The following is a 21,511-nucleotide window of genomic DNA, read 5'->3' as shown; positions in this document are numbered from 1 at the left end:
ACCGTCGGGCTGAGATCCACGTGGCTGAGGCCGACGGCTAGGGTTCACGCTGCTGAGGCCCGATGGGCTGAGGTTCGCCCGGCTGAGGCCGCTCGGCTTCCGGCAGACGACGGCGCCGGTGCCGCCCGCGCAACCGTGCGGGCTGCGCCGGCGGCGGCACACGTGGATTTCCTGACCGCCACCCTGCGCCACCACCCTCGCCCTACCGCCGCTTCTTTTCGCGATCCCTCTCACCGCCCCCCTTCGCGTCACCGCCCCCCTTCGCGCCCCCTCTCCCCTCCCCTCTCCCCACTGCCCGCCCATCACGGCCCCCGATGTCAGTGCCCACCCGCACAATGGAGGCTGGAACGCGGAGTGTGACGGAAGGGCGGCGTGACCCATGACCGTGTGGGACGACCTCGTCGGGCAGGAGAAGGTGAGCGCGGTGCTCGATGCCGCCGCGCGGGACGCCGATGCCCTCGTCACGGCCGCCGCGGCCGACGCCCCGCCGCCCGAGGCGTCGAAGATGACGCACGCCTGGCTGTTCACGGGCCCGCCCGGTGCGGGCCGTAACCAGGCGGCACGCGCCTTCGCCGCCGCCCTGCAGTGCGTGAGCCCCGACCGCGCCCTCGGCGGAACCCCCGGCTGCGGTTTCTGCGACGGCTGTCACACCGCGCTGCTCGGAACCCACGCGGACGTCACGACGGTCGCCGCCGTCGGCGCGGAGATCCTGGTCAAGGACATGCGGGACACGGTCCGCAAGTCGTTCACCGCCCCGGCGAACGGCCGCTGGCAGATCATCCTGGTCGAGGACGCCGAGCGGCTGAACGAGAAGTCGGCGAACGCCGTCCTCAAGGCCGTCGAGGAGCCCGCCCCTCGTACGGTCTGGCTGCTCTGCGCCCCTTCCGTCGAGGACGTCCTGCCGACCATCCGCTCCCGCTGCCGCCACCTGAACCTCAGCACGCCGTCCGTGGATGCCGTCACCGACATGCTGGTACGCCGTGACGGCATCGAACCCGCGGTCGCCGCGGCCGCCGCCCGGGCCACACAGGGACATGCCGACCGCGCCCGGCGCCTGGCCACCGACCCGGCGGCCGGGAAGCGCCGCGCGGCCGTGCTGAAGCTGCCGCTGCGGCTCGACGAGGTGGGCGCGTGCCTCAAGGCCGCGCAGGAGCTGGTCGACGCGGCGGCCGAGGACGCCAAGCAGCTCGCCGAGGAGATGGACGGCAAGGAGACGGAGGAGCTGAAGGCGGCGCTCGGTGCGGCTCAGGGCGGCCGGCTGCCGCGCGGCACCGCGGGCGTGATGAAGGACCTCGAGGAGATGCAGAAGCGCCGCAGAACGCGTACGCAGCGGGACAGCCTCGACGTCGCCCTCGGCGACCTGACCGCCTTCTACCGCGACGTCCTCGCCCTCCAGCTCGGCACGCGCGTGGCGCTCGCCAACGCCGACGCCGAGGACGCCCTGGAACGGCTGGCCCGCTCCGGCACCCCGGAATCGACCCTCCGCCGTATCGAGGCGATCGCCGCCTGCCGGGAGGCCCTGGACCGCAACGTGGCTCCGCTGCTGGCTGTGGAGGCGATGACGATGGCTCTGAGGGCGGGGTGACGATCAGCGAGCAGGTCCGGGGGAGGAGGAAGGCAGGAGGCCGACCGTGTCCCTCGTACGAGCCAAGAAATCGACGGATCGCACCCGGACCGTCGCTCAGCGTTACGCTCACCTGATGCACACCAGGCCATCCCCCCGCCGGATTCGGAGCCTCCGCCCCCGCAGGACGGCCCGTCTCGCCGCCGGCCTGCTCACGGCCGGCGCCCTGCTCCTGACCGCCTGTTCCTCCGGGAGTTCCACGTCGGCAAGCGGCACGGTGGACGCGGCGCTGGCCGCGCTGCCGCGCTCGACGCCCTCGGGACTGATGCCGTACTACAGCCAGCGGCTGCACTGGCGTGACTGCGGTGTCCCCGGTTTCCAGTGCACGACGATGAAGGCCCCGCTGGACTACGCCGAGCCCGAGGGGGCCTCCATCCGGCTCGCCGTCGCGCGGAAGAAGGCCACCGGGAAGGAGAAGCCGCTCGGTTCGCTGCTGGTCAACCCGGGCGGTCCGGGTGGCTCGGCGGTCGACTACCTCCAGCAGTACGCGGGCGTCGGCTACCCGGAGGAGGTCCGCGCCCGGTACGACATGGTGGCGATGGACCCACGGGGCGTCGCCCGCAGCGAGCCCGTCGAGTGCCTCGACGGCCGGCAGATGGACGCGTACACGCAGACGGACACGACCCCCGACGACACGCGGGAGCGGGACGCGCTGGTCACAGCGGACCGCAAGTTCGCGGAGAGCTGCGGGGCCCACTCGGCGCGGCTGCTGCGGCACGTGTCCACCGTCGAGGCGGCCCGGGACATGGACATCCTGCGTGCGCTGCTCGGTGATCCGAAACTGAACTACGTCGGGGCGTCGTACGGCACCTTCCTCGGGGCGACGTACGCAGGACTGTTCCCCGAGCGGGTCGGCCGCATGGTCCTGGACGGCGCGATGGACCCGTCCCTCGACGCCCGCAGGCTGAATCTGGACCAGACGGCCGGCTTCGAGACGGCGTTCCAGGCGTTCGCGAAGGACTGCGTACGGCACTCCGACTGCCCGCTCGGCGGGAAGGGCACGACACCGGAGCAGGCCGGCGACCACCTGAAGGCGTTCTTCCGGCAGCTGGACGCCCGGCCCGTCCCGGCGCACGACAAGGACGGCCGCAAGCTGACGGAGGCGCTGGCCACCACCGGTGTGATCGCGGCGATGTACGACGAGGGGGCCTGGGAACAACTGCGCGAGGCGCTGGCCTTGGCGATGAAGGAGAAGGACGGTTCCGGTCTCCTGGCCCTGGCCGACAGCTACTACGAGCGTGACGCGAAGGGCCACTACAGCAACCTGATGATGGCCAACGCGGCCGTGAACTGCCTGGACCTGCCGCCCGCCTTCACCGGCCCGGAGGATGTCGAGAAGGCCCTGCCCGAGTTCGAGAAGGCGTCCCCGGTCTTCGGGTCGGGCCTGGCCTGGGCCGCGCTGAACTGCACGTACTGGCCGGTGCGGGCGACGGGTGAGCCGCACCGCATCGAGGCGAAGGGAGCGGCGCCGATCGTGGTGGTCGGCACGGTCCGCGACCCGGCGACGCCGTACCGCTGGGCGCAGTCCCTGGCCCGTCAGCTCTCCTCGGCCCGCCTGCTGACGTACGACGGTGACGGCCACACCGCGTACGGTCGCGGCAGCGCCTGCATCGACTCGGCGATCAACACCTACCTGCTCCACGGCACCCCGCCGCCCGCGGGAAAGCGCTGCTCATAGCCCCACCTCCCGCCCCGGAACCACCAGGCCCGGGGCGGGTACGAAGCACCCCCGGAAACTGTGTAGACTTACCGACGTTGCTGATCGCACCATGGTGCGGGCAGCGCGCCGCTTTAGCTCAGATGGCCAGAGCAACGCACTCGTAATGCGTAGGTCTCGGGTTCGAATCCCGAAAGCGGCTCCATGAGAAAAGCCCAGGTCGCTATCACTGACCTGGGCATTCTTCTTTTCCGTGATCGGTACGTGGTCTAGCCCACCGCCCTCACACGCGGGAAAACCGGCCTGATGGGTCCGAGATGGGTCCGGCGCGGAGCCCAGTGGGTACCCGGCCGGTCGTGCGGCCGGTCCTCCACATGGAAGTGCCCCCATCCCGCGCCAGTCGGCGCAGAATGGGGGCCGGTGGGCGAGTAACCTCGCCGACCTACCTCCTCGGAGGTATCGCAGAGCCCTGCGGCGTAGTCGAAGCCTGGTAGCAGATGGCTACGCCGCAAGGGTCGCGAGCGCCGGGATCACGTGCCCCACGACGTGGACGATCACGTCCGCGATCAGTGCCGCCATGATGCCGGTCCCTAGGTCGCGCCCAAGTCGGTTCATAATTTGCCTCCTCCCCATGTGAGAAGCGGTCCGCCGGACAGACCCCCTGGGCATCACCTCCACGTCTCGGGGCTCGACCGCCAAGTGCCGTGTCGTTTCGAGGGAGGTTAGGCAAGTGCTTAGCCGCGAACCACGAGGAGTGCGAAGTCCGGATGCCGGTGAGCTGCGGCTTTAGACCGGGCAAGCCTGTGACCAGCATGAACGCTGTCGACCATCGGCGCCTTCGGCAGTCTGTGTGGCAGCAACTCTGTGCCCGGCTTGGGGTTCTCCAGTCGCGCCCCAGAGAGATGTCGCCTCCGGTTCGTCGTCAGGCGACCCGGCGGCGCTGCCGCTTCAATGCCCTTTTCGCCGTCGTCCTCTCGGGCCTGGCCGGCTGCACCTCGTAGTTCTCGGTCGCCTTTACCGGGGCGTGCCCGAGCTGCGCCGCCTGCTCGGCCTTCCGGTAGGCGGTGATGAGATCGAGGGATGCAGAAGCCGTCGCCGCGTGCATCTCGGGCAGGACGGTTTGGTAGGTGTCGCTGGTCATCCGCAGGGAGGCGTGCCCGAGCATCGCCTGTACGGCCTTCGGGGCGACGCCGGCGGCCAGGGCGAGACTCGCGGCCTCGTGGCGGCCGTCGTGGAGTCGGATCGGCGGGAGGCCGGACAGCTCCACCAGCCGGTCCCACCGTCGGTGAAGAACTGCGGGTGGTACACCGAGCCGTCTTCCTTGGTGAAGACGCGGCTGGCGGCGTCGGCGGGCGCGGGGACGCCGGCGGACTCCCACTGCTCACGCTCGGCGGCCTGCTTCTCGTGCCAGGCCCGCAGCAACATCACCGACTCCCGGTTCAGCCGCCGAGTTCCTGGACTACGTCATCGACGGCCGCTACTTCCCCGCCTGGCACCTGGTCCTCTTCCACGGCCTGCGCCGCGGCGAGCTGGCCGCGCTCTCGTGGGACGAGGTGTGAACCTGGGCGAAGGGGTGATCCACATCAGCGAGCAGCTGGTGTCCATCTCCTACGAGGTCCATGAGGACGACCCGAAGGCCGACAGCGTCCGCGACATCAAGTTCAGCGCGCCCAGGTGCGGCCGCAGGTACAGCTCGATGTCGCGGTCGTGCTCGTGGGCGGTGGTCCGCTTGAGTTCGGTCTTCTTCTTGTGCCAGCGGGCCAGGAACTCGGCGACCGTCTCGTCCGACAGACGTTCACGCCCGGGTCTCACTGATCTGCGTGTGCCGCAGGATCAAGCCAGTTGAGACGATCTCTGCGACTTGGCGGACGTCGACAAGCTGGGGATGTGGCCCGCAGGGGCAGGGCGTAACGTGGGCCATACATCCGGACCGCGCCCGTTGGGCGTGAAGTCCCGCGTGCCCCGCACCCGTTGCTCCGTAGCTGGGGGTGCGCTTGGACGAGCGGAGGACCTGCGATGGGTACAGTCACGGCCGACGACGGCACCACGATCTTCTACAAGGACTGGGGCCCTCGGGATGGGGAACCGATCGTCTTCCACCACGGGTGGCCGCTGAGCGCCGACGACTGGGACAACCAGATGTTGTTCTTCCTGGCGCAGGGGTACCGGGTCATCGCCCACGACCGCCGTGGCCACGGACGCTCCACCCAGACCGCGACCGGCCACGATATGGACACCTACGCCGCGGACGTGACCGCCCTGACCGACGCACTCGACCTGCGGGGCGCCGTGCACATCGGCCACTCCACCGGCGGTGGCGAGGTCGCCCGCTACGTCGCCCGCGCCAAGCCCGGCCGAGTCTCAAAGGCGGTCCTGGTGGGCGCGGTGCCACCGCTGATGCTGAAGACGGAGGCCAATCCGGGCGGCTTGCCGATGGAGGTCTTCGACGGCTTCCGTGCGGGCGTTGCCGGCAACCGTGCTCAGTCGTTCATCGATATTCCCTCGGGGCCGTTCTACGGCTTCAACCGTCCCGGAGCGCAGGTGTCGCAGGGTTTGATCGACAACTGGTGGCGCCAGGGCATGATGGGCGCGGCGAACGCGCACTATGAGTGCGTTGCGGCGTTCTCCGAGACCGACTTCACCGAGGACTTGCAGCAGATCGAGGTGCCCGTCCTCGTCGCGCACGGAACCGACGACCAGGTCGTCCCGTACGACGACTCGGCACCCCTGACGGTCAAGCTTCTGAAGAACGGGACCCTCAAGTCCTACGAGGGCTATCCGCACGGGATGCTGTCGACGCACCCGGAGGTCCTCAACCCGGACATCCTCGCGTTCATCCGTTCCTGACCCCGGCGGGCCGGCCTCAGCGTCCGGCCCGTTCCCCGGCGTACCCGTCGTTCGCATGGGGGAGCGCACCTGGTCAGGCGGACGTCCGGCCGTTTCGTTTCCGTCTCGTTCAGCGACGGACACCACCGTTCAGGCAGGTCCGGTCCTCACCTCGCAATGAGCGCGCTCCGCTGAGGGATCAGCGCGGGGCGAGAGCTGCTGTGGCCCCGGCCGCCAAGAGCTTGCCGCGCCAGCTCCGCACGCGGGCGGTAGTCACTTCGGCCACCGTTCCGGCCCCAAAGGCCGGGCGAACGCCCCGGTTGCGTCCTGGCCATGCGGGCCGCAGTCTGCCGACATGGACTACAGCCCGGAAGCAGGCATGCGGCCCGTTCTGGTGACCGGTGCTGCGGGCAGTGTCGGGGCTGTCGGCAGAACCGTGGTCCAGGGTCTGCGGCGCCGGGGCCTCCAGGTCCGTGCTCTGGTGCGCCGGGATGACGACCGTGCCCAGGCGCTGCGCGCGACGGGCGCCGAGGTCGTGGTCGGGGATCTGACGTGTGCTCGTGATGTCGCCGACGCCCTCGACGGCTGCGGTCGGATGTATTTCGGCATGGCCGTGTCGGACCAGTATCTGCTGGCTGCCGTGACCACGGCGGCGGTCGCGCGCGCCTACGGAAGGCTGGAGGTGTTCGTGAACATGTCGCAGCTGACCGTCTCCGAGATGGACGCCACCAGCGGCTCCGAGTCGCACCAGCATCGACAGCAGTGGCTGGTCGAGCAGGTTCTCGACTGGTCAGGCCTGCCCGTGGTTCAGGTCAGGCCCACCGTCTTCATGGAGAACCCGCTCTTCCGGACCGTGTTTTCCTCGATCGCCAAGGACGGTGTGATCAGGTGGCCCTTTGGTGAGGCGCGAACCTCCCCGATCGCGGCCGATGACGTTGCCGCGGTCGTCGAGGAGATCCTGGCCGATCCGGCCGGTCACATCGGCCGGAGCTACGAGCTGACCGGCCCCCGGTCACAGGACGTCGCCGGCCTGGCCGCGGAGATTTCCGATGCTCTGCGCCGCACGGTCGGCTACACCGCCGTCCCGTTGCAGGAATGGCTGGACAACGATCTCGCGGCGCTGGAACTGCCGGCCCATGTGCGGCAGCACATCTCCACCATGGCTCGCCTGCACCTGGACGGCCGCTATGACCGCCAGGCAGAAGGCATGGCAGAGGTCACCGGGCGGTCCGCCGCAGGAGTAGCCGACTTCGTCCGCAAGAACCCCGAGGTGTTCACTCGCTGACGCCGACAGCCGCCGTGAGAAAGCGAAGGACCCTGCGGGCCCGTAGTGCCACGCCTGCGGCACGACCTTCACCCCGACCGTCGGGTCAGGTGGCAACCCGCGTGCGTCGCCGCCTCAGGCGGGGACGCAGGCCCACCAGGATGGCGGCGATCAGCGCCCACAGCGCGAGGGTGGCCAATGGCTGCACCGCCTGCGCGCCGTGGAAGTAGCTCAGGTCGGTCACGGCGCGGACGGCCGCACCCGGCGGCAGCAGGGCAGAGACGGCGTGTGCGGCGGCGGGCAGGAGGTCCGGGCCGATGGCCGCTCCGCTGGTGGAGTTGCCGACCGTGAGCAGCAACAGGGTGGCGACGGGCACGCCGACCGGGCCGAGGTAGGTGCCCAGCAGCTTGGTGGTGAACGCGGCTGCCCCGGCAAGCAGGGTCAGGGCGAAGGCCAGCGGCATCACCGGCGCGGGCACCGCCCCGAGGATGGGTCCGGCGATGACGGTGGCGACGATGCCGATGGCCACAGAGGCGCCGGACAGCAGCCAGAAACGGTGTCGCAGGTGCAGATGGTTCGCCAGACCCAGAACGTTCTGGGCGAGGACGAAGCCGGCCAGTGTGACGCCGAACGCCAAGTAGAACCCGGCCAGTCCACGAGAGTCGAAGCGGACGAACGGGACGACATCCACCGTGGTCAGGCGCTGGCCCGACCCGTGGGCATAGGCGCTGATCAGGCTCTTGACGGCCGTCGTGGTCGACTGCCCGTTGGCCCCGCCGACCTCCAGGCGCAACCGGTCGGAGCCCGAGCGGCCGCTGAGCGCGGCCACGACATCGCGGCGCTCGACCTCAGCGCGCCCCGTGGCGGCGTCGGCGACGGGACGGACGTCGACGCTCTCACCAAGGACCTGGCTTATCTCGCCCCCAAGCTCCTGGCCGGCCACGGCCACCGGCACCCGGTGCGGTTGGGGGTTGCGCTGGAGACCGACGTAGCAGCCGATGAAGGCCGCCACGACGACCAAGGCGATCACGGTCGGCTGGAGCCAGAGCCGGACCGGTGGCGCAGTTCCGGAGGAGGTGGCAGTGGCCGTGGTCAGGTCGGCTTCGGCGGCCGGGCCGAGGCGAGTGGCCATGAAGTGTCTCCCGTGAAGGGGGCGCGCCCTTGAGTGAGGGGATGCGCCCCGAATAGATGATGTAAATAATCTAAACAGCACTGTACGATAGATGTCATCCAGCATCCAAAGGGGAGGTGCCCGATGGGTCGCGTCTCACAGGCGCAGGCACAGGCGAACCGCCAGCGGGTCGTGGAACGGGCCTCGCAGCTGTTCCGCGAGCAGGGCACGGGCGTGAGCGTCGCGGATCTGATGAAGGCGGCCGGCCTGACGCACGGCGGCTTCTACAAGCAGTTCGCCTCCAAGGAGGCTCTGATCGACGAGGCGGTCACCCACGCGTTCGGCGAACTGGCCGACTTCCACGCCACCACGCTCGAAGAGCACGAGGGTCACCGTGTCGAGGCCCAGCAGTCCCTGATCGACGGGTACCTGTCCGTCCGGCACCGGGACAACCCCGCCTCGGGCTGCCCCGTCGCGGCGCTCGCCACCGACATGGCCCGGGACGGTGGCGACCACGGAGCGCACCGCGCCTATGCCCAAGGGGTACAGGACTTCACCCAGTGGCTCGCCACCGACGACGAGGACGGCATCGCCCGGCTGTGCACCATGCTCGGCGCCCTCCTCCTGGCCCGCGCCACCAAGAACTCCCCGTTGTCCGAGCAGGTCCTCTCCGCCGCCCGCGCCGCGCTGTCACCCACCCCGCAAAACCACGTGTCCGACATCCACTGCTGACATCAACGACGCCGGACGGGGGCGTACACCAGCGCCAGCGTCCGGGATCCGCAACAGTCGTCGGCAGCAGCCGGACTGCGCTCGGATCGAACTCCTTAAGACCGCTCCTCTCGAATCGGCACGGCGCGCACCGTTCGCACCTTGCCCTGCCCGCCGCCCGCCAGCACGCCGGCCGCTTCCAGCCGGTCCAGAGCCTTTGCCACCGTCGGACGCGATACTCCGAGCCGGTCGGCCAGCGCCGAAGCGCTGGGGAATTGCGCCGCCGCAGCAAGGACTTCAGTGGTCTGACCTGGGGTTTTTCGTTTGGTGAAGCGCTGGGGTTCCGGCGTCGTCGTGGGCTTGCGGCTGTGCTGGAGGGCGCTGTGCGCCGCAGGCAAAGGTGTGGACAAAGTGGCGCAAAGGACCGGCAAGGTTGATCGGAGTCATGCCGGTCCGCGCAGCCGAGGCAACATCTTGGTGAACGGTGGGCGCCGTGCGGTCGGGGTGCGGTGTCGTCATCGGCCGGATGAGGTGAGAGCGTGGCGGAGACGAGGATCGCCGTCGCCGTGGTGACCATGGGCAACCGGCCCGACGAGGTCGACGCCCTGCTGAGGTCCGTGGCCGGGCAGGACCTCGCTCCCGCCCGCATCGTGATCGTCGGCAACGGCAGCCCGCTGCCCGAGTTCGCACGCCGGCTCTCCCTGCCCGGTGAGGTCACCACCGTCGACCTGGAAGAGAACCTCGGCTGTCCGGGGGGCCGTAACGTCGCCCTCGCCCGGCTGCGGGAGTTCGGCGACGTCGACATCGTCGTGGAACTGGACGACGACGGGCTGCTCGTCGACCCCGACGTGCTGCGGCGGGTACGGGATCTGTACGAGGCCGATCCCCGCCTCGGCATCGTCGCCTTCCGCATCGCCGACGAACACGGCGAGACCCAGCGGCGTCACGTGCCCCGGGTGAGCAGGTCCGATCCGCTGCGCGGCGGATACGTCACCGGATTCCTCGGCGGCGGGCACGCGCTGCGCATGCGGATGCTGTCCGAGACCGGAGACTGGCCCGCCGAGTTCTTCTTCGCGCACGAGGAGATCGACCTCGCCTGGCGGGCCGCCGACGCCGGCTGGAAGATCCTGTACGCCCCCGAACTGCTGCTGCGCCATCCCCGCACGTCCCCGGCCCGGCACGCCGTCTACCACCGCGTCAACGCCCGCAACCGCGTCTGGCTCGTCCGCCGTCGGCTGCCGCTGCCGCTCGTCGTGGTGCACCTCGGTGTGTGGATGCTCCTCACCCTCGCCCGCACCCGTTCCCTCGCGGGGCTGAAGGCGTGGTGCGGCGGGTTCGTGGAGGGGCTGCGGGAACCGGCCGGCGAGCGGCGGCCGATGCGCTGGCGGACGGTGTGGCGGCTCACCCGGCTCGGGCGCCCGCCGGTGATCTGAGCGACACGCCACGGGCACGGGTACGGGACGGGACCCCGGTCGTTCACCTCCGCCGACCGGGGCCCTCACGCCCCCGGACCCAACCTGCGGCGACACTCCCCCGAGTTACGCGACATACGCGCGCGCCGTCGGGCCGGATCCGATGGAATGATCACATCAGGATTCGCCAACGGATCGCTAACATGTGGCCAACGGTTCGTCGGCAGGTCGCGGACCGGTTGGCCGGAAGTCGTCCGGCGGCAACGGAAACAGCCCGGGGAACGGGCGGTTCCGGCGCCGGAACGGCTGGCAGAAGGTGGCGGGAAACCGTTGTGGGCAGGGCGGAATTCCGCCAAGCGACGGCGGGCACCCGCCCGTCATGGAGCACGGTCGGCCCCGACCGCGTGGGAAGGCAGTGGAGCGGCGTGATGCGGCGGTGCGAGCTGCGCTTCGGACTGCTGGGACCACCGGTCCTCTACGACCGACCGCCGTCCGGAATCTCGTACGACCCCTCCCGTGACGCCGGTGGCGATCCCTCCTACCGCGCCAGTGGCGATCCCTCCCACGACGCCACCGGCGACCACGACGCCACCGGCGATCGCGATGCCACCGGCGACCGCGTTGCCGCCGGTGATCGCGACGCCGCCGACGGCCACGGCACCAGTGGTGACCCCGCCCTAGGTCACCCCCGCGGCGCCACCCGTGATCCCGCTCCCGGCAGCTCGACCGGCAAGGCCGGGGCCGGCAGCACCGGCACCGGCGCCCACAACGGCAACCGCACCGGCACCGGCACCGACAAAGGCACCGACACCGGCACCCGCACCGGCACCCGCACCGACAACGGCCTCCGGGCCATCGGCAGTCCGAAGGCCCGTGCCCTGCTCGCCGCGCTGCTGCTCGAGCCGGGGCGGGTCGTGTCGGTCGAGTCACTGAAGGACGCGCTGTGGGGCGGTGCGCCGCCCGTCTCCGCGCAGGCCTCCCTGCACAACCATGTCGCCCGGCTGCGCCGGCTCCTGGACGACCCCGAGCGGCTCAGGGCCGTACCGCCGGGCTATGTGCTGCGCGTCGAGCACGGCGAGCTGGACGTGCACGTCTTCGACGCCCGGGTCGCCGAGGCGCGTGGCGCGCACGGCCGAGGGGACTGGCCGGGCGTCGTCCGTGCCTGCACCGCCGCGCTGGCGCTCTGGCGCGGTACCCCGCTCAGCGGGCTCCCCGCCGACCTCGGCGGCTACGCCCTCGTGCAGCGCCTGGAGGAGGCCCGGCTGCTCCTGCTGGAGTGGCGCTACGACGCCGAACTCGCTTTCGGCGGTACACGGTTGGCCGCGCTCGTGCCGGAGCTGGCGGCCCTGGTCGCCGAGTATCCGCTGCGTGAGGCGTACCACCGGCAGCTGATGCTCGCCCTGCACCGCACCGGCCGCCAGGCCGAGGCCCTCGCCGTCCACCGTGATCTGCGTGCCCGCCTGGTGGAGGAGCTGGGCATCGAACCGGGGCCGGCGGTCCGCGACGCGCATGTCGAGGTGCTGCGGGGAGACGGCACGGGACGGCGGCAGCAGGAGGGCGGGCACGGCGGCCCGACGCCGTCGGCCGGCCGTGACGGGCAAGAGCCGCCCGGGGAAACGGGCTTGGACGGGTCCGGTACCGGTGAGGCGGCTCCTGCCGTCGTGCGGGACGGTGACGCGTCCGCCGTGGCCCCGCGGCCGGCCCAGCTCCCGGCCCCGCCGGCCCACTTCACCGGTCGCTGCGAGGTGCGCCGGGCGCTGCGGCACGCGCTGACCGAGCCGCCCGCCCCGGGGCCCGCCGTGGCCGTGATCAGCGGTATGGCGGGCGTGGGGAAGAGCGCCCTGGCGCTCCATGTCGCCCATGAGCTGAGGGAGCGTTTCACCGATGGTCAGCTCTACGTCAACCTGCACGGCGCCACCCCGGGCATGACCCCGCTGACCGCCGGCCAGGCCCTCACCGCGTTGCTCCGGGACCTGGGCGCCGAGCCCCGGAACATCCCTGAACACCCGGATGCCGCCGCGGCGTTGCTCCGCTCGCTGTTCGCGCCCGCCCGCATCCTGCTGGTGCTGGACGACGCGGCGAACGCGGCCCAGGTGCGGCCCCTGCTGCCGGCCGGGCCCGGCTGTGCCGTGATCGTCACCAGCCGCTCCCCGCTGACCGCGCTGGACGGCGCCCGGCGCTTCCCCTTGTCCCCGCTGTCCGGTGAGGACAGTGCGGCCCTGCTACGCGCGGTGAGCGGCCGCGAGGGGCTGGACGCCGGCCACGCCCTGGTCGAGCTGACCGGCCGGCTGCCGCTGGCGCTGCGCGTGGTCGCCGCGCGGCTCGCCGCCCGCCGTGCGCTCACCCCCGACGTCCTGGCGAGCCAACTGGCCGAGACGGGCGGACGTCTGCACCACCTGGAGTACGACGACCTGAGCGTCCGGCGTTCTCTGGCCGTCGCCCACGACGCGCTCGCCGCCGCCGAGCGCGAGGCCGACCGGGACGCGGCCCTCGCCCTGCGCCACATCGGCGCGCTCGACCTGCCGACCTATGGCGCCCCGCTGATCGCGCGCCTCACCGGCACCGACGAACGCCGGGCCGAGACCGCCCTGGACCGTCTGGTCGACGTGGCCCTCCTGGAGGAGACGGCGTACGGCCGCTACGCCCCGCACGACCTGGTCCGCGACTTCGCCCGCGAACTGGCGGGGCCGGACCCGGCGTCCGCCGCGGACCCGGACGCCGCCCGGGCCGCCGGCACCCCCGATCGCACCGCCCTGCGCTGGTACGCGGCCGTCGCCGAGCGGGTGCTGACGGCGGTCGTGGAGCCCGGGCTCGACCACGACGACCGGCGGCGGCCGACCTCCGCCCAGCCGGCGGAGCACGCGGTGGACGTGGCGGCCCTGGACCCCTTCGAGTCGGCCGAGGAGGCCTTCGCCTGGGGCGAGGTGGAGCTGGAGAACGTCGTCGCCCTGGTGGCACGCAACGCCGGCACCGGAGACCTGCCCACGGCAGCCGCCCTCTCGGTGCTGGCGCGGCTGATCTTCCCGTACGTGCAGCGCAGCGGCCGGGTCGCCGAGATGGAGGTGCTCGGCGAGGCCGCGCTCGGTGCCGCGCGGCGACTGGGGGACCCGGCGGCCGAGGCGTATGCGCTCGGGGACCTCGCGGGCCTGCACTTCCTGACCGGCCGGCAGAACGACGCCCTCGTCCTCACCGACCGTGCCCTGGCGATCTGGCGGCGGCTCGGCGCGCTCTCCCGGATCCGGCGCTGTCTGAACAACCGCGGGCTGCTGCTGGAGGGGCTCGGGCGGTTCGAGGAGTCGGAGAAGGCGCTGCGGCAGAGCCTCGGGTACTCCCGGCTGCTGAACGACCCCTACGGCGAGGCCGTCACCCACAGCCACCTCGGCAACCTCTACGAGCACACCGACCCGCGCGCCGCCATCGAGCAGCACCGGCGCTCGCTGGCGATCGGGGACACGATCGGCGCTGTCATCGTGCAGCACTCGGCACACTGCAACATCGGATACGCCCAGCTCGCCCTCGGTGAACCGGCCGCCGCCGCCCGGCACTTCCAGGAGAGCCTGCGCATCCTGGGCGGCCACGGCGACTGGCACGGGGAGTCCCAGACCCGGCTCGGCCTGATCCGCGCGCTGCGCCGGCTGGGGCAGACCGAGCGGGCGGCCGGCGAGTGCACCGAGCTGCTGCGCCGCGCCGACGCCCGCGCCGACCGCTACATGGGCGGGCTGGCTCTGCACCAGCGCGGGCTGCTGCTGCATGCCCAGGGGTTGCGGGCGGAGGCGCACGACGCCTGGCGCGCGGCGCTCGCGGCGCTCGACGGCACGGACGAACAGGCACTCCTGGCCGAGCTGCGCGAGCTTCTGGAAGGCTGACCAGGCCCTGCGGAGCAGTTCACTTGGCGTCGGCATAACACTCCACCACCGCCGTCGTGAACGGGAAGCGCACCGGTGTCTCGCCGAAGGTCAGCCGGCCGGCGAGGGCGGCGGACTCCCGGATGGCCTCGGCCACGGCGTCGGCCTCCTCGGCGGGGCAGTGCACGATCACCTCGTCGTGCTGGAAGAAGACCAGCTCGGCCTTCAGCTCCGCACATGCCCGGCGCAGCGCGGCGAGCAGCAGCAGCGCCCAGTCGGCGGCGCTGCCCTGGACGACGAAGTTCCGCGCGAAGCGGCCTCGCGCGCGGGAGTTGGTGGAGGCGTACCCGGGGGCCCAGCCGGCCTGGCCCTCCGGCTCCTCCTCGCCGACCGGGATGCCCGCCTCCTCCGCGGTGTCCTCGCCCGCGCCGGCGGCCGGCGGGCAGGTGCGGCCCAGCCAGGTGCGCACCAGCCGGCCCTCCTCGCCCGCGCGGGCCGCCTCGTCGACGTAGGCGACGGCCTTCGGGAAGCGGCGGCGGAGCGCGGCCAGGTTCTTCAGGCCGTCCCCGGAGGTCTGGCCGTAGACCGCGCCGAGCACGGCGAGCTTGGCCTGGTTCCGGTCGCCGGAGAAGGCGCGGTCGGAGACGGCCTGGTAGAGGTCGCTCGCGCGGCCGGCGACCTCCATCAGGCCGGGGTCGCGGGAGATCGCGGCGAGCACGCGCGGCTCCATCTGGTCGGCGTCCGCCACCACGAGTCGCCAGCCGGGGTCGGCCACCACGGCCCGCCGGATCACCTTGGGGATCTGCAGTGCGCCCCCGCCGTTGGTGACCCAGCGCCCGGTGACCGTGCCGCCGGCGAGGAACTCGGGACGAAAGCGGCCGTCGCGCACCCAGTCCTGCAGCCAGGACCAGCCGTGGGCCACCCAGATGCGGTAAAGCTTCTTGTACTCGAGGAGGGGCTCGACGGCCGGGTGGTCGATGGTCCGGATCTCCCAGCGGCGGGTGGACTTCACCTTGATCCCGGCCTGTGCGAAGGCCTTGACCACGTCGGCGGGCAGGTCCGGGCGCACCCGGCGGCCGAAGGCGGCAGACACCTCCTCGGCCAGTTCGGCCAGCCGGCGTGGCTCGCCGCCGCCCGCGTACCGGTCGCCGAGCAGGTCGTGCAGCAGCCCGCGGTGGACCTCGGCGCTCCAGGGCAGGCCCGCCCGGTTCATCTCGGCGGCCACCAGCATCCCGGCCGACTCGGCGGCGGTCAGCAGCCGCATCCGGTCGGGGTGGGAGGTCTTCTCGTGCCGCCGGAGCTGTTCGGCGTAGACCGCGAGCAGGTCCGGCAGGGGCAGGCGGGTGCCGGCCGGCTCGAACAGCGGTGACTGGGCGCCCGGTTCGGCCGCGCGCTGCGGCGGGTCGGGCGGGACCGGGCCGCCGCGGAGGCGGGCCAGGGCGGCAGCGGCCGAGCGTGGCTCGCCGTACCGGCCCTCGTGGCCCAGCAGGAGTGTCTCGGCGTCCTCGATGTCGTAGCACCGCTCCACTCGCACCCCCGTGGCGAGCAGACGCGGGTAGACCTCGGCGGTCGACCGCCACACCCAGCGCGTGACCTCCGGGCGGCTCCGCACCGCCGCGGCGAGATCGCTCTCCCGCCGCACCGGACCGGCGGGCAGCCCGTCCGGGCCGAGGGGGGCGACGTCCGCGCCACCGTCCTCGGCCGGTGCGAGCGCCCACCGGTCGGTCATGACTGCGAGTGTGGCAGGAGGGTCTGACAATCGCCCTGACCTGCGACTTCGCCCCCTCCGAGGCTACTTCCGGTGCTACTCGCCGAAGCAGTCCACGGCTACTTCCCGAAGCCGTCCGGGGCTACTCCTCGATGCCGTCCCACGGCTACTTCCGAAGCCGTCCACGGCTACTTCCCGCAACCGTCCAGGGCTACTCCCGGCTCGGCCGGCCGCGCGCGCCCGCCGTCGCTCCCGGCCGGCCGAGCCCCACTCCCCGGCGCCGTCTCCCGACGATCACCGGCTACTTCGAGGAGTCGTCCGCCCCCGGCTGCTGCTCCAGCAGCAGTGCCAGCACCTTGCTGACGTACTCCTCGGTGGCGGGCTTGGTGATGCCGAGACCGCTGAGGACGCCCCGGCCGTTCTCGTGCTCCAGCAGGGCCAGCAGGAGGTGCTCGGTGCCGATGTAGTCGTGGCCGAGGCGCAGGGCCTCGCGGAAGGTCAGTTCCAGGGCCTTCTTGGCCTCCGGGCCGTAGGGGACGAGGTCGGGGACGTCGGCCGCGGGGGGCGGCAGCGCTGCGGTCGCGGCCCGGCGCACGGAGTCCAGCGGGACACCCTGATCGGTGATCGCCTTCGCGGCCAGGCTCTCCGGCTCGGCCAGCAGGCCGAGGACCAGATGCTCGGGGCGGCCCTCGGCGTTGCGGGCGGCCAGCGCCTCGTTGTGCGCGGCCATGACCACGTTCCGTGCGCGCTGGCTGTACCGGCCGAACGCCTGGCCGGGGTCCAGCTCGGCGGACTCCTTGGGTACGAACCGCTTCTGCGCCGCCTGCCGGGTGACGCCCATGCTCCGTCCGATGTCGGTCCAGGACGCGCCCGAGCGCCGTGCCTGGTCGACGAAGTGCCCGATGAGATGGTCGGCCACGTCACCGAGGTGATCGGCGGCGATCACCGCGTCCTGGAGTTGGTCGAGGGGTTCGGGGTGAACCTTCTTGATCGCCTTGATGAGGTCGTCGAGGCGTACGGATGCCGTGATGTTCGGATTGGTCGCCATGCTGTCAACCGTAGGTTGCGCTTCATGGGGCGTCAACCAATGGTTGTCAGTCGCTTCTCATCCGGCTCGAGGCGCCACGCGCCGCCCCCCTTGTCCACAGGCTGTGGACGACCGTCCCGGCTGTCGGTGCCGCATGGCACGATCGACGGCGTGACCAGCACTCCCAGCACCGTCGAGCGGGCCTTCCGGGCCGCCCTCTACGACGACACCGACACCGGCCTCGACACGGGCGCCTCCCTGCTCGCCGCCGACCCGGCCGCCGACGCCGAACTCGCGCGCCGCGGCGAGGACTTCGTGGCGTCGGCCTGGCAGCGCGGCTGGCAGCCCGCCGATGTCGTACGGCTGGTGCGGCGCGAGCTGGACGACGTGCATGCCGGCCTGGCCGCCGCGCTGATCCGCGCCCAGTCCGGGCGGGACCGCCCGCGCGGCCGCCGCTGGGCCGACCAGCTGGCCGCGCTGCCCACGGGTCCCGAGCGCACGGCCGACCGCTTCTCGCGGGCCACGGCCACGCTGGAGCTGTACCGGCTGCTGCTGCGGCTGCCCACGCTGGAGCCCCTGGAGGACGAGTCCCGCCGCGCCCCGGGCCCCGGCGCCTCCCGCATGCTCGCCCGCATCCGCGCGCTGCTCGCCAAGGCCGAGGCGACCGGTTATCCGGAGGAGGCGGAGGCGCTCAGCGCGAAGGCACAGGAGCTGATGGCCCGGCACAGCGTGGACGAGGCACTGCTCGCCGCCGAAGCCCCTGCCCCCGACGCACCCGGCGCCTGCCGCATCGGGGTCGAGCCGCCGTACGAGCAGGCCAAGGCGGTCCTGCTGGACGCCGTGGCGACGGCGAACCACTGCCGCGCCGTGTGGAACGAATCGCTCGGCTTCTCCACGGTCGTCGGCTTCGAGGCGGACCTGGAGTCGGTCGAGCTGCTCTACACCTCGCTGCTGGTGCAGGCCACGCATGCGATGACCAGGGCGGAGGCGGCCCAGCGGGCCGGTGGCCGCAAGCGGACCAAGACCTTCAGGCAGTCGTTCCTGGCGGCCTACGTGCACCGCGTCGGCGACCGGCTCGCCGCCGTGGCCGAGACCCAGGTGACCCAGGACCTGCTGCCGGTGCTGGCCACCCGTGACATAGCCGTCACCGGCCGGCTGGAGCGCATGTTCCCGGAGACCACCACGACCCGGCTGCGCGGCGTCAGCGACGCGGCGGGCTGGACCGAGGGCGCCCGCGCCGCGGACCGTGCGCAGGTCAGAGCCCGCCCGCGACTGGAATGAGGGTCAGTCGCCGACCTGCTGGAAGGCGCTCACGGAGGCGTCCGGCCCGCTCCCGTCGGCCTTGCCCGCGACCGGGCCGTACGACCAGGGGAAGCTGCGGGTGGTGTCCGAGCCGGGCAGGCTGATCTTCACGGTCTTCGCCGCCACGGTGTTCTTGTCGCCGTCCTTGCCGCGCACGTAGCCGATGGAGAAGGACGCGGAGTCGCCCTTGGCGAGCTTGAGCTGCTGCGCCTTCGCGCCCTTGAGGACGGGTACGGCGGTGTCGGCGGCGCCGGAGTCCAGCGAGACGTGCGCGAAGTGGTCCAGGGTGCAGGGGGCGCTCTGGTTGGTGATGCTGACGGGGATCTCGCCGGTGTCCCCGGCGGCGGGGGCCACGCTCGCCGACCCGATCTGCACCGAGACCCCGCCGATCTCACAGGCCGAGCCGGCGCTGTCGCCGTTCTTGCTCCCGCCGTCGTCACAGGAGGTCAGCAGCAGGGCGGCGGCGAGGGCGGTGACGGTGAGCGGAATGGCGCGCATGAGCAGGTCCCTGTCCACGTGATGACGGTGTCCCTGCATCATGGCCCCTGCGTCGGGGGCCCGCTCGCGCGCCCCTCTGCGACGACAGCCGGAACCGGTGTGCCCGCCCGGCCGGCGACGACCGCCCGGGCGAGGCGTACCCGGGCCTGCGTCGGCACCGCCCGGTGCGTTCGGGAGGCTCCCCGAATTCACTGCTTCAGGTGGCTCGGGAACCCGGACGGCAGCTTCCCGCCCTCGGCCTTGGTGTACGTCTCCTGGCCGGCCTTGCCCGACCAGGTGACCTTGAGGGTCTTGTCGGTCACCGAGTCCACCATGCCGATGGCCCGGTCCTTGCCGCCGTCGGCGCACTCCAGATGGATCATCTGCATGCCGCCCTCGGCGCCCACGGTCCCGCTGCACATGCTCCCACCGGTCGCGAGGATTCCCGCCTGCTTGCCGGTGATCACCAGGGCCACGATCTTGCCGTCGGCGGTGGTGATCCAGCTGCCCTGGAGCGTCGCGGACGCACCGGACACGGACGGGGAGGGCGCCGGGCCCGTGGCCGTGGTCGCGCTCGGCGCGGCGGAGGAACGGTCCCCGTCCCCGGAGCCGTCACCGCTGCAAGCCGTCAGCGCCACCGCGCCCACCAGCCCTGCGGCCAGCGCCCCCACCCGCACCAGCCGCCGCGCCCCGGCCACAGCACTCCCCGGAGCGGCCGCCGAGGTGCCAGCAGCCGTTGCGGTCACCGACCCACCGTCAGCCGACACGGGAACGGAACCGGCAGCGGCCGACACGGGAACGGAATTGGCAGCGGCGGACAGGGGTACGGAGCCAGCAGCGGCCGACACGGAAACGGAACCAGCAGCGGCCGACGCGGCGGCACAAGCGGCAGCGGCCGACGCGGTCGAAACACCTGAAGCACTCGCAGTAGTCACCGGAAGCTCCCGAGCGGTAGCGGCCGGCCGCCCTGGCCGGACGGCCCGCTCGCAAGCTACCAGCACACTCACCAGGAGGACTTCCGGACGCCGGGCAGGAAGCCCCGGTGGGCGAGCCGGCGCAGGCTGAGACGGCCGCGCGGCCAGTCCGCTAGCGCCGCGCGTGCCGCGGAGGCTCTCCGGCCGCGGCAACATCCGCGGCCGGCGGGGCACTCGGATCACCGCACAGCAGCAACGGCTGCCGGCGCGGCCCGTGAGGGAACGCGGGCGAGATGGCCCTTATTGCTGTACAGCGGCAGGTGAAGGGGTATGGGTAGGGATCCTCCTACGGTTGACGCGTAGGAGAATACCTACCTATCCTCTCGGTATGACCATCACGCACGCCTCCTTCGTCACGCTTCCCGTCTCCGACCAGGACCGCGCCCTGCGCTTCTACACGGACGTCCTCGGCATGGAGGTGACCGCCGACCGGGACATGCCCCAGGGCCGCTGGCTGCAGGTGGCCCCCGAAGGTGCGCAGACCGTCTTCACGCTCTCGGGTCCTGGCATGGGCGGTTTCGAGGCCGGCTCCGCGCGGGGGATCATGTTGGTCACGACCGACGTCGACGCGGACTGCGCCCGGCTCACCGCGGCCGGCACCCCCGTGCAGGGGCCGGACGAACTCCCCTGGGGGCGGATGGCCTCCTTCACGGACCCCGACGGCAACGGTCTGATGCTGCTGACGGAGAAGGAAGGCTTCTGAGCGCTTCATGAACGGGACGGGTACCGCCGCCGAGGACCGTGTCTTCGCCGCCCTGGCCAACGCCACGCGCCGCGAGGTGCTGCGGCTGCTGCGCGAACGCGGCCCGCAGCCCGTGCAGGCGCTCGCCGAGCACTTCGACATGCGTCGCCCGAGCCTCTCCGAACACCTCAAGGTGCTCCGGGAGGCCGGTCTCGTTTCCGAGCAGCGCTCCGGCCGGCAGCGCATCTACCGCCTCGAAGCGGCCCCGCTCGCCGATGTGCAGGACTGGCTCCATCCGTACGAGCGGTTCTGGCGCGGCCGGCTGACCGGCCTCGGCGCCCTGCTCGACCGCATGCCCGACGATGACCAGCCATGAGCCCAGCCCCTGACGACCTGACCACCGTCCGTGTCGACCAGTTCTTCCCGCACCCGCCCGCCAAGGTCTGGAGGGCCCTCACCGAGCCCGGACTGCTCGCCGAATGGCAGATGCCCGGTGCCGAGGACTTCCGGCTCCAGGTCGGCCACCGGTACCGGATGACCTCCGTCCCGCGTCCCAACTCCCGTTTCTCCGGTGTCGTAGAGGTCGAGGTGCTGGCCTACGACACCGAGCGGATGCTGTCCCTCCGCTGGGCGGATGCCGATCCGGCCAACCCGGCGGACTGGACCGTCACCTGGACCCTGGAACATGAGGGGCGCGGTACGCGTCTCTTCCTAGTGCACGAGGGATTCGATCCGGACGATCCGGCTCAGATGATGGCTCGCACGATCATGGGCGGGGGCTGGCGGGAGCATGTCCTGCCTGCTCTGGGGCAGGCGCTGGAACGGCTTGGGTAAAGCGGACGTCAAAGCTGTAACCGCGGAACCACCCCCCGTGCACGTGCATCTGCTCAT

The 21,511-nt window shown here is 72.0% G+C and carries 19 protein-coding genes and 1 tRNA gene; 12 read left to right on the top strand and 8 right to left on the bottom strand.

The window, feature by feature from the left end:
- Positions 1–379: 379 nt before the first annotated feature.
- The 3 genes from JK359_RS27480 to JK359_RS27470 all read left to right on the top strand — a co-directional run bounded on the left by JK359_RS27480 (position 380) and on the right by JK359_RS27470 (position 3,486).
- Entirely contained in the window at positions 380–1,585 is a 1,206-nt protein-coding gene (locus JK359_RS27480) for a DNA polymerase III subunit delta' (protein ID WP_201841050.1), read from the top strand.
- 115 nt (positions 1,586–1,700) lie between these two features.
- Positions 1,701–3,302, top strand: a complete 1,602-nt coding sequence (locus JK359_RS27475) for an alpha/beta hydrolase (RefSeq protein WP_201841048.1) — start codon at positions 1,701–1,703, stop codon at positions 3,300–3,302.
- 107 nt (positions 3,303–3,409) lie between these two features.
- A tRNA-Thr gene (locus JK359_RS27470) sits at positions 3,410–3,486 on the top strand.
- 717 nt (positions 3,487–4,203) lie between these two features.
- Here the strand turns inward: JK359_RS27470 and JK359_RS27465 are convergent.
- Both JK359_RS27465 and JK359_RS27460 read right to left on the bottom strand, forming a co-directional pair.
- Positions 4,204–4,659 carry a tyrosine-type recombinase/integrase gene (locus JK359_RS27465; RefSeq protein ID WP_372445492.1) on the bottom strand — a complete coding sequence of 152 codons (456 nt, stop codon included), beginning with the start codon at positions 4,657–4,659 and terminating at the stop codon, positions 4,204–4,206.
- Between the two features lie 230 nt (positions 4,660–4,889).
- On the bottom strand, positions 4,890–5,093 hold the full coding sequence (locus JK359_RS27460; RefSeq protein ID WP_201841044.1) for a hypothetical protein: 204 nt from the start codon (positions 5,091–5,093) through the stop codon (positions 4,890–4,892).
- A 204-nt stretch (positions 5,094–5,297) separates the two neighbouring features.
- Between JK359_RS27460 and JK359_RS27455 the strand changes: the two genes are divergently transcribed.
- Together JK359_RS27455 and JK359_RS27450 are read left to right on the top strand one after the other, a co-directional pair.
- Positions 5,298–6,128: an alpha/beta fold hydrolase gene (locus tag JK359_RS27455; protein WP_201841042.1), complete on the top strand. Its 831-nt coding sequence runs from the start codon at positions 5,298–5,300 to the stop codon at positions 6,126–6,128.
- 334 nt (positions 6,129–6,462) lie between these two features.
- The gene (locus JK359_RS27450; protein WP_201841041.1) at positions 6,463–7,392 is read left to right on the top strand and encodes an NmrA family NAD(P)-binding protein; all 930 of its coding nucleotides are present in this window, start codon (positions 6,463–6,465) and stop codon (positions 7,390–7,392) included.
- A gap of 85 nt (positions 7,393–7,477) precedes the next feature.
- Here JK359_RS27450 and JK359_RS27445 read toward each other — a convergent pair whose 3' ends face one another.
- The gene (locus JK359_RS27445; RefSeq protein ID WP_201841039.1) at positions 7,478–8,503 is read right to left on the bottom strand and encodes a hypothetical protein; all 1,026 of its coding nucleotides are present in this window, start codon (positions 8,501–8,503) and stop codon (positions 7,478–7,480) included.
- A gap of 123 nt (positions 8,504–8,626) precedes the next feature.
- Here JK359_RS27445 and JK359_RS27440 point away from each other — a divergent pair, with 123 nt between their 5' ends.
- Positions 8,627–9,214, top strand: coding sequence for a TetR/AcrR family transcriptional regulator (locus JK359_RS27440; RefSeq protein WP_201841036.1), 588 nt, complete (start codon positions 8,627–8,629; stop codon positions 9,212–9,214).
- A gap of 95 nt (positions 9,215–9,309) precedes the next feature.
- On the opposite strand, the gene JK359_RS39355 is transcribed toward JK359_RS27440, so the two are convergent.
- On the bottom strand, positions 9,310–9,591 hold the full coding sequence (locus JK359_RS39355; RefSeq protein WP_236678553.1) for a GntR family transcriptional regulator: 282 nt from the start codon (positions 9,589–9,591) through the stop codon (positions 9,310–9,312).
- A gap of 141 nt (positions 9,592–9,732) precedes the next feature.
- Between JK359_RS39355 and JK359_RS27430 the strand changes: the two genes are divergently transcribed.
- Positions 9,733–10,626: a glycosyltransferase family 2 protein gene (locus tag JK359_RS27430; protein ID WP_201841033.1), complete on the top strand. Its 894-nt coding sequence runs from the start codon at positions 9,733–9,735 to the stop codon at positions 10,624–10,626.
- 407 nt (positions 10,627–11,033) lie between these two features.
- Positions 11,034–14,471 (top strand): AfsR/SARP family transcriptional regulator, encoded by a 3,438-nt coding sequence (locus JK359_RS27425; RefSeq protein ID WP_236678529.1) that lies wholly within the window; start codon positions 11,034–11,036, stop codon positions 14,469–14,471.
- 19 nt (positions 14,472–14,490) lie between these two features.
- On the opposite strand, the gene JK359_RS27420 is transcribed toward JK359_RS27425, so the two are convergent.
- Positions 14,491–16,179: a bifunctional 3'-5' exonuclease/DNA polymerase gene (locus JK359_RS27420; RefSeq protein WP_201841030.1), complete on the bottom strand. Its 1,689-nt coding sequence runs from the start codon at positions 16,177–16,179 to the stop codon at positions 14,491–14,493.
- A gap of 280 nt (positions 16,180–16,459) precedes the next feature.
- A complete protein-coding gene (locus JK359_RS27415) occupies positions 16,460–17,206 on the bottom strand; it encodes a Clp protease N-terminal domain-containing protein (protein WP_201841027.1) in 747 nt (248 codons plus the stop codon).
- Between the two features lie 150 nt (positions 17,207–17,356).
- Here JK359_RS27415 and JK359_RS27410 point away from each other — a divergent pair, with 150 nt between their 5' ends.
- Positions 17,357–18,466: a DUF2786 domain-containing protein gene (locus JK359_RS27410; protein ID WP_201841024.1), complete on the top strand. Its 1,110-nt coding sequence runs from the start codon at positions 17,357–17,359 to the stop codon at positions 18,464–18,466.
- 3 nt (positions 18,467–18,469) lie between these two features.
- Here the strand turns inward: JK359_RS27410 and JK359_RS27405 are convergent, their stop codons facing one another.
- Together JK359_RS27405 and JK359_RS27400 are read right to left on the bottom strand one after the other, a co-directional pair.
- On the bottom strand, positions 18,470–18,985 hold the full coding sequence (locus tag JK359_RS27405) for a DUF4232 domain-containing protein (protein ID WP_201841197.1): 516 nt from the start codon (positions 18,983–18,985) through the stop codon (positions 18,470–18,472).
- 188 nt (positions 18,986–19,173) lie between these two features.
- Positions 19,174–19,641: a hypothetical protein gene (locus tag JK359_RS27400; RefSeq protein WP_372445493.1), complete on the bottom strand. Its 468-nt coding sequence runs from the start codon at positions 19,639–19,641 to the stop codon at positions 19,174–19,176.
- Positions 19,642–20,266: 625 nt separating this feature from the next.
- Between JK359_RS27400 and JK359_RS27390 the strand changes: the two genes are divergently transcribed.
- The 3 genes from JK359_RS27390 to JK359_RS27380 are packed head-to-tail and all read left to right on the top strand — an operon-like array spanning position 20,267 to position 21,454.
- Positions 20,267–20,641 carry a VOC family protein gene (locus JK359_RS27390; protein ID WP_201841020.1) on the top strand — a complete coding sequence of 125 codons (375 nt, stop codon included), beginning with the start codon at positions 20,267–20,269 and terminating at the stop codon, positions 20,639–20,641.
- A gap of 7 nt (positions 20,642–20,648) precedes the next feature.
- Positions 20,649–20,996, top strand: a complete 348-nt coding sequence (locus tag JK359_RS27385) for an ArsR/SmtB family transcription factor (RefSeq protein ID WP_201841017.1) — start codon at positions 20,649–20,651, stop codon at positions 20,994–20,996.
- Positions 20,993–21,454, top strand: coding sequence for an SRPBCC family protein (locus JK359_RS27380; RefSeq protein WP_201841015.1), 462 nt, complete (start codon positions 20,993–20,995; stop codon positions 21,452–21,454). Before JK359_RS27385 ends, JK359_RS27380 begins: the two co-directional genes overlap by 4 nt.
- The last annotated feature ends 57 nt before the right edge of the window (positions 21,455–21,511 follow it).

The sequence above is a fragment of the Streptomyces actinomycinicus genome, from assembly GCF_016741775.1.
Lineage (GTDB): Bacteria > Actinomycetota > Actinomycetes > Streptomycetales > Streptomycetaceae > Streptomyces > Streptomyces actinomycinicus.
This window is presented reverse-complemented; position numbering and strand designations above follow the sequence as displayed.